We start from the raw sequence: 12,741 nt of genomic DNA on the forward strand, positions 1-12,741 counted from the left end.
TGCCTTTTCCTTACCACCCCTGCCGCCTATACAGTGCCCCGCAACATCAACCCAAAGGGCACAAAATGACCTACCACCCCAAGTCAGATTTCATCGCCACGATGATCGAGCGCGGCTTTCTCGCCGACTGCACCGATTATCAAGGCCTTGACGAAGCGCTGATCAGTGGGTGCAAACCGGCCTATATCGGCTTTGATGCGACGGCCAAGTCGTTGCACGTGGGCAGCCTGATCCAGATCATGATGCTGCGCTGGTTCCAGAAAACCGGCCACCAGCCGATCACCCTGATGGGCGGCGGAACCACCAAGGTGGGCGACCCGTCGTTCCGTGCGGATGAACGCCCGCTGCTGGGCCCAGAACAGATCGATGAAAACATCGCGGGCATCAAAAAGGTGTTCTCGGCCTATATTGACTATGACACAGACGCCGAAAACAAGGCGCTGATGCTGAACAATGCCGAATGGTTGGACGACCTGAACTACCTCGATTTCCTGCGTGACATCGGGCGGCATTTCTCGGTCAACCGGATGCTTTCGTTTGAATCCGTGAAATCGCGGCTGGATCGTGAACAATCGCTGAGCTTTCTCGAGTTCAACTACATGATCCTTCAGGCCTATGACTTCCTTGAGTTGAATCGCCGCTATGGTTGCGTTCTGCAGATGGGAGGTTCAGATCAGTGGGGCAATATCGTCAACGGTATCGACCTGACCCGCCGCGTGCTGGATCATGAAATCTACGGCCTGACTTCACCGCTGCTGACCACCAGCGACGGCAAGAAGATGGGTAAATCTCAGGATGGAGCCGTCTGGCTGAACGCCGAGATGCGCTCGCCCTATGAATTCTGGCAGTTCTGGCGCAACACCACGGATGCGGATGTTGGGCGGTTCCTGAAGCTTTACACCGAAATGCCGGTGGATGAGTGTGATCGGCTGGGCGCCTTGCAAGGGTCCGAGATCAACGAGGCTAAAATCCGTCTCGCCAATGAGGTCACAACTCTGCTGCACGGGGCCGAGGCCGCCGCCAAGGCCGAAGCCACCGCACGCGAAGTCTTCGAAAAAGGCGGTGTTGGGGGTGATCTGCCGACCCTGACCCTCAGCGCCGAGGACCTGCCTGCGTCGATCGTTCAGGTCATTGTGAAATCCGGTCTGGCCAAATCAGGCAAAGAGGCCAAGCGTCTGATCGCCGAAAACGGAGCCAAGCTGGACGATGCCCCTTTGACGGATGCGGGCCTGATGCTCGATGCAGGTGCGTTGTCCTCACCCATCAAGCTGAGTGCAGGCAAGAAACGCCACGCGCTGGTTCAACTGGGCTAACCAGTTCCCATTCCGAAACGGAAAACGGCCACCCAATCGGGTGGCCGTTGTCTTTTCCAGCAATGCCGGGGTGCGCGGAGGCAAATTTAACGTTTTCCGCCTTTACCGCCGCCGTGGCCGCCCTTGCCGCCACCTTTGCCGTCGCCGCCTTTACCGCCGCCGTGGCCGCCCTTGCCGCCACCTTTGCCGTCGCCGCCGTTACCGTGACCGCCGCCGCCATTACCTGAGCCGTTACCGTGGCCGTTGTTGCCACCGCCATTTCCAGTCCCGGGGCCAGAGCCGCCGTTGTTGCCTCCACCGTTGCCTGGGTTTCCGTTGTTCCCGTTACCGTTTCCCGGACCGCCGTTGTTGCCGCCGTTACCGCCGCCGCCACCATTGCCGCCACCGTTGTTCCCGCCGTTGCCGCCACCATTACCGGGGCCGCCACCACCATCACCGGGATCACCGCCACCGTCACCGGGATCACCGCCGCCGTCACCGGGGCCACTACCCCCATCACCGGGATCACCGCCACCGTCACCGGGATCACCGCCGCCGTCACCGGGGCCACTACCCCCATCACCGGGGCCACCGCCACCGTCACCAGGGCCTCCGCCGCCGTCACCGGGACCACTGCCGCCATTACCGGGGTTGTCGCCACCCCCACCAGATCCACCTCCGTTGCCCGGGCCCACTTGGGCGATCTGGTCATTGCCACGATCAGTTCCAGGGTTTACCGAAGTGCCAATCGATCCCGTCGGCAAATCCACCAGCAGAGAGGCCAACCCGGGGCATTGCGCGCTTGTGTTGCGTAAAGTCGTTTCGAAATCGGACCGAACCTGCAATCGCTTCAGAAAACTGGGAGTCACTTGCGTGCAATCACACATCGTCGCGTAATCCCCGCGATTTGCGGCATCACGCGCAGTTTTCCAGTTGCACACTTCGGGCGCAGCAGATGCGCCATTCGCTATCATAACGGTCAGAAACGGTGCAGCGACCAGCACTGGAATTCCAACCTTCAACCTCTTACTCATAAAGCATAACTCCTTGTACGGCGCCGATTTGGCACTTGATGCTCATAAGTTTCGATATGAGACACGCGCATTAACCGTGGTTAAAGAACTTCTGAGAACGTCTTGAGAATTCGCGCACGTCTCTGAAAACAAGAGCCAAAACTGTGGACATGACATTAACCCTCGGATTAAATGAACAGACGTTCAAATCCCAAAACGAAGAGGATCCGCCATGCAATTGTCCACCACTGCCGCGATCATCACCGGCGGCGCGTCCGGTTTGGGTGAGGCCACTGCCCGGTATTTCTCTGCCCAAGGTGCTCAGGTCACCATACTGGATCGGGACGCCGACCGAGGACCACAGGTCGCGAAGGAAATCAGCGGGCATTTCGTACAAACCGACGTGACGGATGAAATCTCGGTCGCGGCGGCGATTGCACACGCAATGGACCGTATGGGCCGCATCACCGCAACAGTGAACTGCGCCGGTATCGCCTATGGGATCAAAACGGTAGGTAAGGACGGCCCTCACCCGCTGGACGCATTTCAACGAACCATCGACGTCAATCTAGTGGGCACGTTCAACGTCTCTCGTTTGGCGTCCACCGAAATGGCAAAGAACGAGCCCGAACCGGATGGCGCGCGCGGGGTGATCATCAACACTGCCTCAATCGCTGCATTTGACGGGCAAAAGGGCCAAGCGGCCTATGCGGCTTCAAAAGGCGGTGTGGTGGGCATGACGTTGCCCATGGCGCGCGATCTGGCTTCCTCCGGGATAAGGGTGATGGCCATTGCACCCGGAATTTTCATGACTCCAATGCTGGCCAACCTGCCGGAAGAAGTGCAACAACAACTCGCCGCCGACGTTCCCAACCCTGCCCGTCTGGGCGACCCGCAGGAATACGGACGATTGGCCGGATTCATCGTCGAAATGGGTTATCTGAACGGAGAAGTCATCCGCATCGACGGAGCCCTGCGGATGCGTTAGGTTTTCCCATGACCGAATGGGAAAAAATGCAAGCTGGACAGTGGTATTGCTGCCTGGACCCTGAATTGGAAGCCCTGCGGGCAACGGCGCGGCGTGCGGTACACGCCCATAATGCTTGTCACCCCGATATTCGCGGCGCTATGGCTTCAGAGCTACACGACTTGTTTGCCAAATCTGGTTCCAATTGTTTTCTCGAAGCACCTTTCCACTGTGCATACGGGTTGAACATTCACCTAGGAAACCGTGTCTACTTCAACGCCGGTTGCGTGATTTTGGACACCGCCCCTGTTCACATTGGGGACGATACGATGTTCGGGCCTCATGTGCAGATATATTGCGCCCAGCACGCCAAAGATCCGACCGAACGCGCCCAAGGACTGGAAATTGGATTGCCGGTGACAATTGGCCGAAACGTCTGGGTCGGCGGCGGGGCCATTCTGATGCCTGGTATAACGATCGGTGACAATGCGACCGTCGGCGCAGGAAGCGTCGTCACGAAAGACGTGGCGATCGGCGACACCGTGATCGGGAGCCCTGCCAGAGTATTGAGCCGCGCCTAAGCACCTTCGGCCTTTTCTTCGAGCGTCAGCCACTCTTCCTCGGCCGCTGCAAGTTTTTCCTGCCGCTCAACCAAGGCGTCGGTCGCTTTCTGAAATTTGACTGGTTCGCGCGTGAACAATTCTGGATCGGACATAAGCTCTTCGAGTTTACCGATCTCGGCCTCAAGCCGTGCGATTTCAGCAGGCAGTTTCTCAAGACGGTGCTTTTCAGAGAAGGACAGACCCGATTTGGGTTGAGATTCCTGCTTTATCTTCGGCTTAGAAGGTTTTGATTTTTCGATCTTCTTTTCGACCAATTCACCCCGTTGCGCGATATAGTCCGACCATCCGCCTGCATAAACAGTCGCGCGGCCATTGCCCTCCATTGCGATTGTCGTGGTTGCCACACGGTCCAGAAAATCCCTGTCGTGGCTGACCAGCAAAACGGTGCCGTCATAATCGTCCAGCAGTTCCTGCAAAAGGTCCAGAGTCTCGACATCCAGATCGTTGGTCGGTTCGTCCAACACCAACAGATTCGACGGCTTCGCCATCAACTTTGCCAACAGCAACCGCGCTTTTTCCCCGCCGGACAGCGATTTGACGGCCGCTCTTGCCTGTCGTTCGTCGAACAGGAATTCCTTGAGGTACCCGACGACATGCTTGGGCTGTCCGCCCACCATCACCTGATCAGCCTTGCCAGATACCCGCATCTCGGGATCGCCGGTGAGACTGTCCCAAAGGCTCATTTCCGGGTCCAACTGCGCGCGGGTCTGGTCGAAAACCGCGATCTCGAGATTGGTGCCCAGTGTCACCGAGCCTTCGTCTGGTTTTTCCTGCCCAAGCAGCATCTTCAGCAAGGTCGTCTTACCAACGCCGTTTGGCCCGACAAAGGCCACCCTGTCGCCGCGTTGCGCCAGAAGATCAAAGTTCCGCACAATCTGCTGCCCATCAAAAGACTTGGACAACCCTTTGGCCTCAATCACTTTTCGCCCGGATTTCGGGCCGGACTCCAGCGACATCGCCGCCGAGCCCTGCCGTTTGATCTGCGCTGCCTTTTCAGCCCGCAACGCCTGTAGCGCACGCACCCGGCCCTGATTGCGCTTGCGGCGAGCACTGATGCCCTCAACCGCCCATTTGGCCTCGGATTTGATCAGGCGGTTCAACTTGTGCCGTTGCTGATCCTCTTCTTCCCAGATCTTGTCACGCCAGGTTTCGAATGCGTCAAATCCCTGCTCGTGCCGCCGCACCATACCCCGGTCGATCCACAAGGTCGCGCGGGTCAAGGCGCGCAGAAAGGCCCGGTCATGCGAAATCAAGACATAGGCCGCACGGGTTGAACCCAGCTCACGCTCCAGCCATGCAATTGCTTCGATATCCAGATGGTTTGTCGGTTCGTCCAAAAGCATCAGGTCAGGCGCTTCGGCCATCAGCTTCGCCAGCGCGGCACGTCGGCGCTCGCCCCCGGATGCAGTTTCGACCGCGCGGGACGGGTCGAATTTCAGCCCTTCTCCTGCGCGTTCGACCTTATACAGTTCGCCCGGCTCCAACCCGCTGGAGGCGTAATCACCCAGCGTCGCGAACCCTTCCATACTGGGATCTTGCTCCATGTAACCCACAGATTTCCCAGGGGGAATCACGATTTCCCCATGATCAGGCTCGACCAATCCGGCCATCACTTTCATCAAGGTGGATTTTCCCGACCCGTTCCGCCCTACCAAGGCAACGCGGTCGCCCGGCTGAACCACCAGATCCAGCTCTGAAAACACCGGATTGCCCCCGAAAGTCAGAGAAATGCCGGACATCTGCAACAAAGGAATTCTCGCCATGTCCGCCAGCTAAACCGCCGGGATCAGCGCGTCAACGGCGATTACCCGACAACCGCACGCAGCAGTCGTTTCCGCGCCGTGGGAATCGCCCCAACTTCAAGGCCGGTAAACACATGCAAAGTGTTCATATGACGATCGACGACGGCGTGGTCACTCACCCAACCACCCATCATCAGATACGTCCGCAACAACGGGGGCATGCGCAACATCGCCTTTTTCGCATCCGGGCGCCGGCGTAATCGTGCAGCAAAGCGAAACACATCCGGTGCCTTAACCCGAGGCAACCAGCGCTTGGGTGCCAAATGCCGATGCTTTAACATCGCAAACGCATCCAGATAGTCAGAGGTCTCGGTTCCGGCAAAAGACGAGCACCCAAACAGCATCTCAACACCGTTCTGGTCCACATAGGTGGTCATTGCCCCCCATGCGACGCGCAGAATGTCTGGGTCTGCCCACTCCGGGTGGACGCAGAATCGACCCATCTCGACCATCCGTCCTGCAAACCCCTCAAGCGCCGAAAGATCGTAGAACTGCGCGGAATAGCTGCGCCCGATTTCGGCCCCGTCCTGCATGGTCAACATGCGGAAACAGCAGACCAGCTGATGATCGGCCCTCGAATCCTCGATCAGGACATGAGTGCAAAGAGCATCGAATTCGTCCTGATCGTGTGTTTCCGTCCCAAAGGCCAATGAACGCAGCCGCTGCGCTGCGGCTACATCCTGCGGAGATTGCGCCAAACGCGCGCGATACCGACCCTTACCAAGCAATAGTGCCATGGTCGCATCCCCCTACGGTTGCTGACCCGTTCCAACTTGCTGCTTCGATATCACAATATGTGTGACCGTCGTGTGACTGTCGCAAGATGCGGCTGCGACTTATTGCGTCGCGCCTGGAATATTGGCCGGGTTGAAGTTGCCGATATTACCCAGCAGCTGACGCAGGATGCCCTGATTTTCAATCGTGGATTCGGTCACACGGCGATCCAATTGAATAACAACACCATCCTCCAGCCCGAACCGCTCGATGTTGCGAACAACTCCACGGCTGTCAAAGCTGATGGCAAGCAGCTCACGTGAAACAACTTCCGGCCGCTTGGGACCATAGTGGCGTATCCGTGATCGTACGTAATAATATCCCGAATCCCGAACCAGACCGGATGAACTGGGGGCTCCGACGGCTTCAACCACGCTTTCACGCGTGTCCCTACCAACTTTGATTTCTGCAAGATCCTCGGCCGGCGGGATATAACCGTGATTCTTGTATATCGGAGTACACGCCCCGGCGACTACCAGACAGGCCACAACGGCAAGCGTTTTCGACGCAGGTTTCAACCTGTTCACAACCTTAAACATTTACATCCTCTTGCCTTGGCCCCTTGCGGACCCTATCCGATTACATCAAACCGCAGCCCCGGTTCAACACAGGAAAGGGTCACGAATGAGCAACCAGACATCTCTGCGGGTGGCCGACCTGCCCCAAAACGCACCAACGACCTTTGAGTTGCGCCCCGATGCCAAGGGCCTGGACGCAATTAAGGGCGAATTGGGCCTGTTGGGTCTGCGCAAACTCAGCTTTGCAGGTGACGTAAGGGCACAAGGCAAACGGGACTGGGTTTTGAAGGGTAAATTGGGCGCAACGGTGATCCAGCCCTGCGTCGTGACCCTGGAACCGGTGACCACCCGGATCGACGTCCCGGTCACGCGTGTTTTTCTGGCCGACTGGGTTGACCCGGAAGAGCCCGAGTTCGAAATCCCCGAAAATGACGAGACGGAACAGCTTGGCACCGAAATCGACCCGGTCACTGTCATGATAGAGGCCCTGTCGCTGGCCCTGCCCCAATACCCACGCAAAGAAGGTGCCGAACTTGAACAAGTCGACTTTACCGAGCCGGGCAAGCAAGCCATGACAGACAAAGACGTCAAGCCGTTTGCCGGGCTAGCCGGTTTGCGCGATGCACTGAAAAAAGACGAGTGACATAGGTCTGTTTTCCTGTCATAGCAGGCCCTCAGAAAAATTGCTTGAACATGTCGAGAATCGCAGTATTTTCGCGCGCTCATCGGAATTTGGGTTGGACAACGTGGGGCTCGTGCCCTAAACGCGCGTCAAACCACGAGAAAAACGAAGAACGAAACCCGGTCGGCGGCGAATCTGCTGACCCTCAGTAGACAAAGGTTGAGACCATGGCCGTCCAACAGAACAAAGTTTCCAAGTCGCGTCGCAACAACCGCCGTGCACACGACGCTCTGGTTGCTGCAAACCCGAACGAATGCCCTAACTGTGGCGAGCTGAAGCGCCCGCACCACGTCTGCGCGTCCTGCGGTCACTATGATGATCGTGAAGTCGTCGCGCAAGCCGACGAAATCGATCTGGACGAAGACGCGGCCTAAGCCTTTTAGAGCGCAGGCCAAGGCATGACGGAACAGCCCACGCAAACCGGACGGATTACCATCTCGGTTGATGCTATGGGCGGAGATTCGGGGCCCGCTACTGTTGTGGCGGGCATTACCGAATCTGCAAACAAGAATCCCGACATCGCGTTCATCCTGCACGGGCCAGAAGCCACACTGCAAAAGCTTGTTGCGAAACGACGTGTCCTTCAAGGACGCGTCGTTTTTCGTGACTGCCCAGACGTTGTCACGATGGAGGACAAACCCAGCCAGGTTGTCCGCAGCGGCAAGCAGACTTCGATGTGGTCGGCGCTGGAATCGGTGCGCCAAGGCGAAGCACATGGTGCCGTCTCCTGCGGTAATACCGGTGCGCTGATGGCCCTTTCAATGATGCGACTTCGTAAATTGCCGGGTGTGAACCGTCCGGCGATTGCGATTCTGTGGCCCTCGCGCAACCCGCAAGGGTTCAACGTGATGCTGGATGTGGGCGCAGATGTGCGTGCCGACGCCAAGGATCTGTTGCAATACGCATTGATGGGCGCTTCTTACGCGCGCAACGGTATGGCGCTGGAACGCCCACGCATCGGTTTGCTAAACGTTGGCACCGAAGAGCACAAAGGCCGGGCCGAACTGAAAGAAGCCCACGCCATGATCTCGGATTTCGCAGAGCAGGCGAATTTCGACTTCGCTGGCTTTGTCGAAGGCAGCGATATTCCCGGCGACAAGGTGGATGTCATTGTAACCGATGGGTTTACCGGCAACGTCGCAATCAAAACTGGTGAGGGGACGGCCAGTCTGATTGGCGATCTGTTGCGTCAGGCCTTCAAATACTCTCCCCTTTCACGCCTTGCTTCGATCCTGGCTATCACGTCGTTGCAACGCTTGAAGAAACGTATTGACCCGCGCCGGGTGAACGGCGGGGTTTTCCTCGGTCTCAACGGAACCGTGGTAAAGTCACACGGTGGTGCGGACGCCACCGGAGTATCTGCGGCAGTCAAACTGGCCTTTACTTTGGCGCAATCCGGGTTCGCCGAAAAATTGGCCGCACGGGTTGCATCAACAGCCGAGCTTGCACAAGATGCCGCGCACGTACCGCCAAAAGCGGGCGAATAACAATAAAGGCAGTAACCCAAAATGGCAGGCCGTTCTGTTGTCGTAGGTGTCGGACATTATTTGCCAGAGCGCATCGTTCCGAACTCCGAATTTGAAAAGACGCTTGATACATCGGACGAGTGGATCAGGACCCGCTCGGGTATTGAACGCCGTCACTTCGCTGCTGACGGTGAAACCACTTCGGATCTGGCCACCAATGCCGCCGAGGCCGCGCTGGCCGATGCCGGACTGACCGCTGACGATATCGACGCCATAATACTGGCTACCTCGACGGCTGATCTGACCTTTCCATCCGCCGCAACTATGGTTCAGGCCCGACTGGGTATGACCACAGGTTTTGCCTTCGACGTCCAGGCCGTCTGTGCCGGGTTCGTCTTTGCTCTTAGCAACGCCAACGCTCTTATTTTGTCCGGTCAAGCCAAACGCGTGCTGGTCATCGGGGCCGAAACATTTTCACGAATCATGGATTGGACTGATCGTTCAACCTGCGTGCTGTTTGGCGATGGCGCTGGGGCACTGGTTCTTGAACTGCAGGACGGTGAAGGCACGTCGCAGGACAGGGGCATTCTGGCCACCGACCTGAATTCGGACGGGCGCTACAAGGATCTCCTTTTTGTTGATGGCGGCGTGTCGACGCAGTCCACCGGTCATCTACGAATGCAAGGCAATCAGGTTTTCCGCCACGCGGTCGAAAAACTGACCAAAACCGCCGAAACCGCGTTGCAACGCGCTGGCCTCGGCAATCCCGATGTCGACTGGATTGTTCCACATCAGGCAAACATCCGCATTATTCAGGGCACCGCCAAGAAAATGGGCCTGCCCATGGAAAACGTCGTTGTTACCGTCCAGGATCACGGCAATACCTCGGCCGCATCGATTCCCCTCGCGCTGTCTGTGGGGAAACAGCGCGGGCAAATCAAACAGGGCGATTTGATCGTGACCGAGGCAATTGGCGGCGGGCTGGCTTGGGGTTCGGTCGTTCTGCGCTGGTAACCGGCGCAATTCGGCTTACACACAGCCCTGCAATTCATTGATATTGACAGCGAATTTCCCCTCGCCATATTCTTTGGTATCAACAGGGGAAAATGGTATGGGCGATAAAACACTGACCCGAATGGATCTGAGCGAGGCCGTCTTTCGTGAGGTGGGCCTTTCACGCAATGAAAGCGCGCAGTTGGTTGAAAGCGTTCTGAACCATATGTCCGACGCGTTGGTGCGTGGCGAACAGGTCAAGATTTCTTCGTTTGGCACCTTCAGTGTTCGAGACAAAACCGCCCGTATCGGCCGCAACCCCAAAACCGGCGAAGAGGTTCCGATTCAACCCCGCCGGGTTCTGACTTTCCGCCCGTCGCACCTGATGAAGGATCGCGTCGCCGCAGGGAACCGCAAGTAAGATCAGGACGACACGGTCATGAGCAAGTCCCCCGACGCCTTTCGCACGATCAGTGAAGTTGCGGACTGGCTGGGCGTTCAGGCTCATGTGCTGCGTTTCTGGGAAAGTCGATTCAGCCAGGTCAAACCCGTAAAGCGCGCCGGTGGCCGTCGCTACTATCGACCCAATGATATGCGCCTGCTGGGAGGCATCAAAAAGCTCCTTCACGAAGACGGGATCACCATCAAAGGTGTTCAACGTATTCTGCGCGAACAGGGGGTAAACCATGTTGCCTCTCTGTCTCAAGGCTTGGATGAAGTAGCGTCGCCAGAGAAAACCGAAATCGACAGCGTCGTTGTACCTTTCGCGACCAGAACAGCACCGGCAAGCGAACAGATCAATCTGGATTTGGGTGAATCTGCTCCGGCGTCTAAATCGGCGGCAATGCCACAGAAGGCTGAGAAACCACAGGCCGATCCTGCAGCCGCCAAGACTGTAGAAACCGAACCTGAATATCTGGACGAATCCCCCCTGCTGGGTGGAATTGCTACGCAGGCGTGGAACAGAATCGACTTCGATGAAGATCTGTTGAGACAGATTGCTCCGGTTGCAAAGGACTTGCGCGCTGTTCTTGACCGCATTGAAAACCGATCGGCGGGATAAGAAAAAAAGGCGATGATTTCCTCTTGCCCCTGCCGGGAAAGTCTTTATGAACACCTCAACGTCGGGCTATGGCGCAGCCTGGTAGCGCGTCCGTCTGGGGGACGGAAGGTCGCAGGTTCGAGTCCTGCTAGCCCGACCAAATCACACCGACGTTTATGGCACACAGGCCAGATCCCGCTCTGGCATCAGGGGGGACTGGAATGACAGGTGTATGCCCGAACCAACAGATCGAGGCGATGATTTCCCGCGGGGAGATCACCGCAAGCCCGGATGTTTTACCCGCGCAGATCCAACCGGCCAGCCTTGATTTACGTTTGGGTACAGTTGCTTATCGGGTACGGGCGTCATTTCTAGCCGGCGAAGGCCGGTCGGTGGCTGACCGTCTGACAGAATTCGAGATGCACCGCATCGATATCTCGGACGGCGCAGTTCTGGAAAAGGGCTGCGTCTATCTGGTGCCGCTGATGGAAGCGCTAGCCCTGCCCGCCGACATCAGCGCGGTGGCAAACGCCAAAAGCTCAACCGGACGTCTCGACCTGCTGACCCGGACCATCACCGATGGTGGCACCGAATTCGACCGGGTGCCCGCAGGCTATACCGGTCCACTCTACGCCGAGATCTGTCCTCGTTCGTTTTCGGTTCTGGTGCGACCGGGAATGCGATTGAACCAAATTAGATTCCGGCAAGGACAAGCAGCGCTGAGCGACGCCGAACTGACGATATTGCACAACGACTCGCCTCTGGTCGATGGCCCTGCTGTCATTCAGGACGGGCTGGGTTTCTCGGTTGATCTGCAACTGCCGGACACTGATCTGGTTGGTTATCGTGCGAAACCCCATACCGGCGTTATCGATCTCGACCGGATCGGAGAGTATGATCCGCAGGAGTATTGGGAAGAAGTGCGAACCACCGACGGGCGCATCATCCTTGACCCCGGCGCGTTTTACATTCTCGTCAGCCGTGAGGCCGTCCACATTCCACCCATGTATGCCGCAGAAATGGCCCCTTATCTGGCCATGGTCGGCGAATTCCGCGTGCATTACGCGGGCTTCTTCGATCCCGGTTTCGGCCACGCAGCCGCAGGTGGCGCCGGGTCGCGCGGCGTGCTTGAGGTGCGCTGCCACGAGGCGCCCTTTGTCCTGGAGCACGGGCAGATTGTCGGGCGGCTGGTCTATGAAAAGATGGCCGAGATGCCGACACAGCTTTACGGTGCAGGTATTGCCTCAAACTATCAGGGCCAAGGACTGAAACTGTCCAAACATTTCAAAGCAGTGGGTTAATCAGAACTTCATGAACCGACGCATCTGACGGGTCATTTTCTGCGCGTGTTTCAAGTTCGGAGACGGGCGTGGCCCGCTTTTGTTGGCACGACCGGATTGCTGATCCGAATTTCCGCCCATCCGGCTTGCCACGTCAAATCCCTTGTTCACGCCCTTGTTGACAAGGCGTCGCATGACCTGACGTACGATCATGTCGATAATCCGATTGGCATTCATTGCTCGACTCCGTTTCCTCAGCCCCAACATAGGCATCTCATACCGCCGCAAA

Annotated in this window: 15 protein-coding genes and 1 tRNA gene; 11 read left to right on the top strand and 5 right to left on the bottom strand. The window is 57.5% G+C overall.

Annotated features, from left to right (window positions below; translation table 11 throughout):
- The first annotated feature begins 65 nt into the window (after positions 1 to 65).
- Entirely contained in the window at positions 66 to 1,313 is a 1,248-nt protein-coding gene (tyrS, locus tag ACR0IY_RS03800) for a tyrosine--tRNA ligase (RefSeq protein WP_480670508.1), read from the top strand.
- Between the two features lie 86 nt (positions 1,314 to 1,399).
- Here tyrS and ACR0IY_RS03805 read toward each other — a convergent pair whose 3' ends face one another.
- Positions 1,400 to 2,326 carry a hypothetical protein gene (locus tag ACR0IY_RS03805; protein WP_480670509.1) on the bottom strand — a complete coding sequence of 309 codons (927 nt, stop codon included), beginning with the start codon at positions 2,324 to 2,326 and terminating at the stop codon, positions 1,400 to 1,402.
- Positions 2,327 to 2,537: 211 nt separating this feature from the next.
- Here ACR0IY_RS03805 and ACR0IY_RS03810 point away from each other — a divergent pair, with 211 nt between their 5' ends.
- Positions 2,538 to 3,293, top strand: a complete 756-nt coding sequence (locus ACR0IY_RS03810; protein ID WP_480670510.1) for a 3-hydroxyacyl-CoA dehydrogenase — start codon at positions 2,538 to 2,540, stop codon at positions 3,291 to 3,293.
- Positions 3,294 to 3,301: 8 nt separating this feature from the next.
- A complete protein-coding gene (locus ACR0IY_RS03815) occupies positions 3,302 to 3,853 on the top strand; it encodes a sugar O-acetyltransferase (protein WP_480670511.1) in 552 nt (183 codons plus the stop codon).
- Here the strand turns inward: ACR0IY_RS03815 and ACR0IY_RS03820 are convergent.
- The 3 genes from ACR0IY_RS03820 to ACR0IY_RS03830 all read right to left on the bottom strand — a co-directional run bounded on the left by ACR0IY_RS03820 (position 3,850) and on the right by ACR0IY_RS03830 (position 7,010).
- Positions 3,850 to 5,658, bottom strand: coding sequence for an ABC-F family ATP-binding cassette domain-containing protein (locus ACR0IY_RS03820; protein WP_480670512.1), 1,809 nt, complete (start codon positions 5,656 to 5,658; stop codon positions 3,850 to 3,852). The two genes, ACR0IY_RS03815 and ACR0IY_RS03820, sit on opposite strands and share 4 nt — an antisense overlap.
- Positions 5,659 to 5,699: 41 nt before the next feature.
- On the bottom strand, positions 5,700 to 6,434 hold the full coding sequence (locus ACR0IY_RS03825; RefSeq protein ID WP_480670513.1) for a GNAT family N-acetyltransferase: 735 nt from the start codon (positions 6,432 to 6,434) through the stop codon (positions 5,700 to 5,702).
- Between the two features lie 99 nt (positions 6,435 to 6,533).
- A complete protein-coding gene (locus ACR0IY_RS03830) occupies positions 6,534 to 7,010 on the bottom strand; it encodes an outer membrane protein assembly factor BamE (protein WP_480670514.1) in 477 nt (158 codons plus the stop codon).
- Positions 7,011 to 7,095: 85 nt separating this feature from the next.
- Here ACR0IY_RS03830 and ACR0IY_RS03835 point away from each other — a divergent pair, with 85 nt between their 5' ends.
- The 8 genes from ACR0IY_RS03835 (at position 7,096) to ACR0IY_RS03870 (ending at position 12,473) form a co-directional block, all read left to right on the top strand.
- Entirely contained in the window at positions 7,096 to 7,632 is a 537-nt protein-coding gene (locus tag ACR0IY_RS03835) for a YceD family protein (RefSeq protein ID WP_480670515.1), read from the top strand.
- Between the two features lie 206 nt (positions 7,633 to 7,838).
- Positions 7,839 to 8,045: a 50S ribosomal protein L32 gene (gene rpmF / locus ACR0IY_RS03840; RefSeq protein WP_008756996.1), complete on the top strand. Its 207-nt coding sequence runs from the start codon at positions 7,839 to 7,841 to the stop codon at positions 8,043 to 8,045.
- 24 nt (positions 8,046 to 8,069) lie between these two features.
- The gene (gene plsX, locus ACR0IY_RS03845) at positions 8,070 to 9,158 is read left to right on the top strand and encodes a phosphate acyltransferase PlsX (RefSeq protein ID WP_480670516.1); all 1,089 of its coding nucleotides are present in this window, start codon (positions 8,070 to 8,072) and stop codon (positions 9,156 to 9,158) included.
- A gap of 21 nt (positions 9,159 to 9,179) precedes the next feature.
- On the top strand, positions 9,180 to 10,151 hold the full coding sequence (locus ACR0IY_RS03850) for a beta-ketoacyl-ACP synthase III (protein WP_480670517.1): 972 nt from the start codon (positions 9,180 to 9,182) through the stop codon (positions 10,149 to 10,151).
- A gap of 97 nt (positions 10,152 to 10,248) precedes the next feature.
- On the top strand, positions 10,249 to 10,551 hold the full coding sequence (gene ihfA, locus ACR0IY_RS03855; RefSeq protein WP_008755922.1) for an integration host factor subunit alpha: 303 nt from the start codon (positions 10,249 to 10,251) through the stop codon (positions 10,549 to 10,551).
- An 18-nt stretch (positions 10,552 to 10,569) separates the two neighbouring features.
- The gene (locus ACR0IY_RS03860) at positions 10,570 to 11,193 is read left to right on the top strand and encodes a MerR family transcriptional regulator (RefSeq protein WP_480670518.1); all 624 of its coding nucleotides are present in this window, start codon (positions 10,570 to 10,572) and stop codon (positions 11,191 to 11,193) included.
- Positions 11,194 to 11,255: 62 nt separating this feature from the next.
- Positions 11,256 to 11,332, top strand: a tRNA-Pro gene (locus ACR0IY_RS03865).
- 61 nt (positions 11,333 to 11,393) lie between these two features.
- A complete protein-coding gene (locus ACR0IY_RS03870) occupies positions 11,394 to 12,473 on the top strand; it encodes a 2'-deoxycytidine 5'-triphosphate deaminase (protein WP_480670519.1) in 1,080 nt (359 codons plus the stop codon).
- Here ACR0IY_RS03870 and ACR0IY_RS03875 read toward each other — a convergent pair whose 3' ends face one another.
- Positions 12,474 to 12,689: a hypothetical protein gene (locus ACR0IY_RS03875; RefSeq protein ID WP_480670520.1), complete on the bottom strand. Its 216-nt coding sequence runs from the start codon at positions 12,687 to 12,689 to the stop codon at positions 12,474 to 12,476. It lies immediately after the preceding gene.
- Between the last annotated feature and the right edge of the window lie 52 nt (positions 12,690 to 12,741).

The sequence above is a fragment of the Ruegeria sp. BC1 genome (assembly GCF_056539305.1).

What these genes read in the sequence shown, in the direction of transcription:
- tyrS (WP_480670508.1), top strand. Translation starts at nt 66, where the DNA reads ATGACCTACCACCCCAAGTCAGATTTCATCGCCACGATGATCGAGCGC.
- ACR0IY_RS03805 (WP_480670509.1), bottom strand. Translation starts at nt 2,326, where the DNA reads ATGAGTAAGAGGTTGAAGGTTGGAATTCCAGTGCTGGTCGCTGCACCG.
- ACR0IY_RS03810 (WP_480670510.1), top strand. Translation starts at nt 2,538, where the DNA reads ATGCAATTGTCCACCACTGCCGCGATCATCACCGGCGGCGCGTCCGGT.
- ACR0IY_RS03815 (WP_480670511.1), top strand. Translation starts at nt 3,302, where the DNA reads ATGACCGAATGGGAAAAAATGCAAGCTGGACAGTGGTATTGCTGCCTG.
- ACR0IY_RS03820 (WP_480670512.1), bottom strand. Translation starts at nt 5,658, where the DNA reads ATGGCGAGAATTCCTTTGTTGCAGATGTCCGGCATTTCTCTGACTTTC.
- ACR0IY_RS03825 (WP_480670513.1), bottom strand. Translation starts at nt 6,434, where the DNA reads ATGGCACTATTGCTTGGTAAGGGTCGGTATCGCGCGCGTTTGGCGCAA.
- ACR0IY_RS03830 (WP_480670514.1), bottom strand. Translation starts at nt 7,010, where the DNA reads ATGTTTAAGGTTGTGAACAGGTTGAAACCTGCGTCGAAAACGCTTGCC.
- ACR0IY_RS03835 (WP_480670515.1), top strand. Translation starts at nt 7,096, where the DNA reads ATGAGCAACCAGACATCTCTGCGGGTGGCCGACCTGCCCCAAAACGCA.
- rpmF (WP_008756996.1), top strand. Translation starts at nt 7,839, where the DNA reads ATGGCCGTCCAACAGAACAAAGTTTCCAAGTCGCGTCGCAACAACCGC.
- plsX (WP_480670516.1), top strand. Translation starts at nt 8,070, where the DNA reads ATGACGGAACAGCCCACGCAAACCGGACGGATTACCATCTCGGTTGAT.
- ACR0IY_RS03850 (WP_480670517.1), top strand. Translation starts at nt 9,180, where the DNA reads ATGGCAGGCCGTTCTGTTGTCGTAGGTGTCGGACATTATTTGCCAGAG.
- ihfA (WP_008755922.1), top strand. Translation starts at nt 10,249, where the DNA reads ATGGGCGATAAAACACTGACCCGAATGGATCTGAGCGAGGCCGTCTTT.
- ACR0IY_RS03860 (WP_480670518.1), top strand. Translation starts at nt 10,570, where the DNA reads ATGAGCAAGTCCCCCGACGCCTTTCGCACGATCAGTGAAGTTGCGGAC.
- ACR0IY_RS03870 (WP_480670519.1), top strand. Translation starts at nt 11,394, where the DNA reads ATGACAGGTGTATGCCCGAACCAACAGATCGAGGCGATGATTTCCCGC.
- ACR0IY_RS03875 (WP_480670520.1), bottom strand. Translation starts at nt 12,689, where the DNA reads ATGAATGCCAATCGGATTATCGACATGATCGTACGTCAGGTCATGCGA.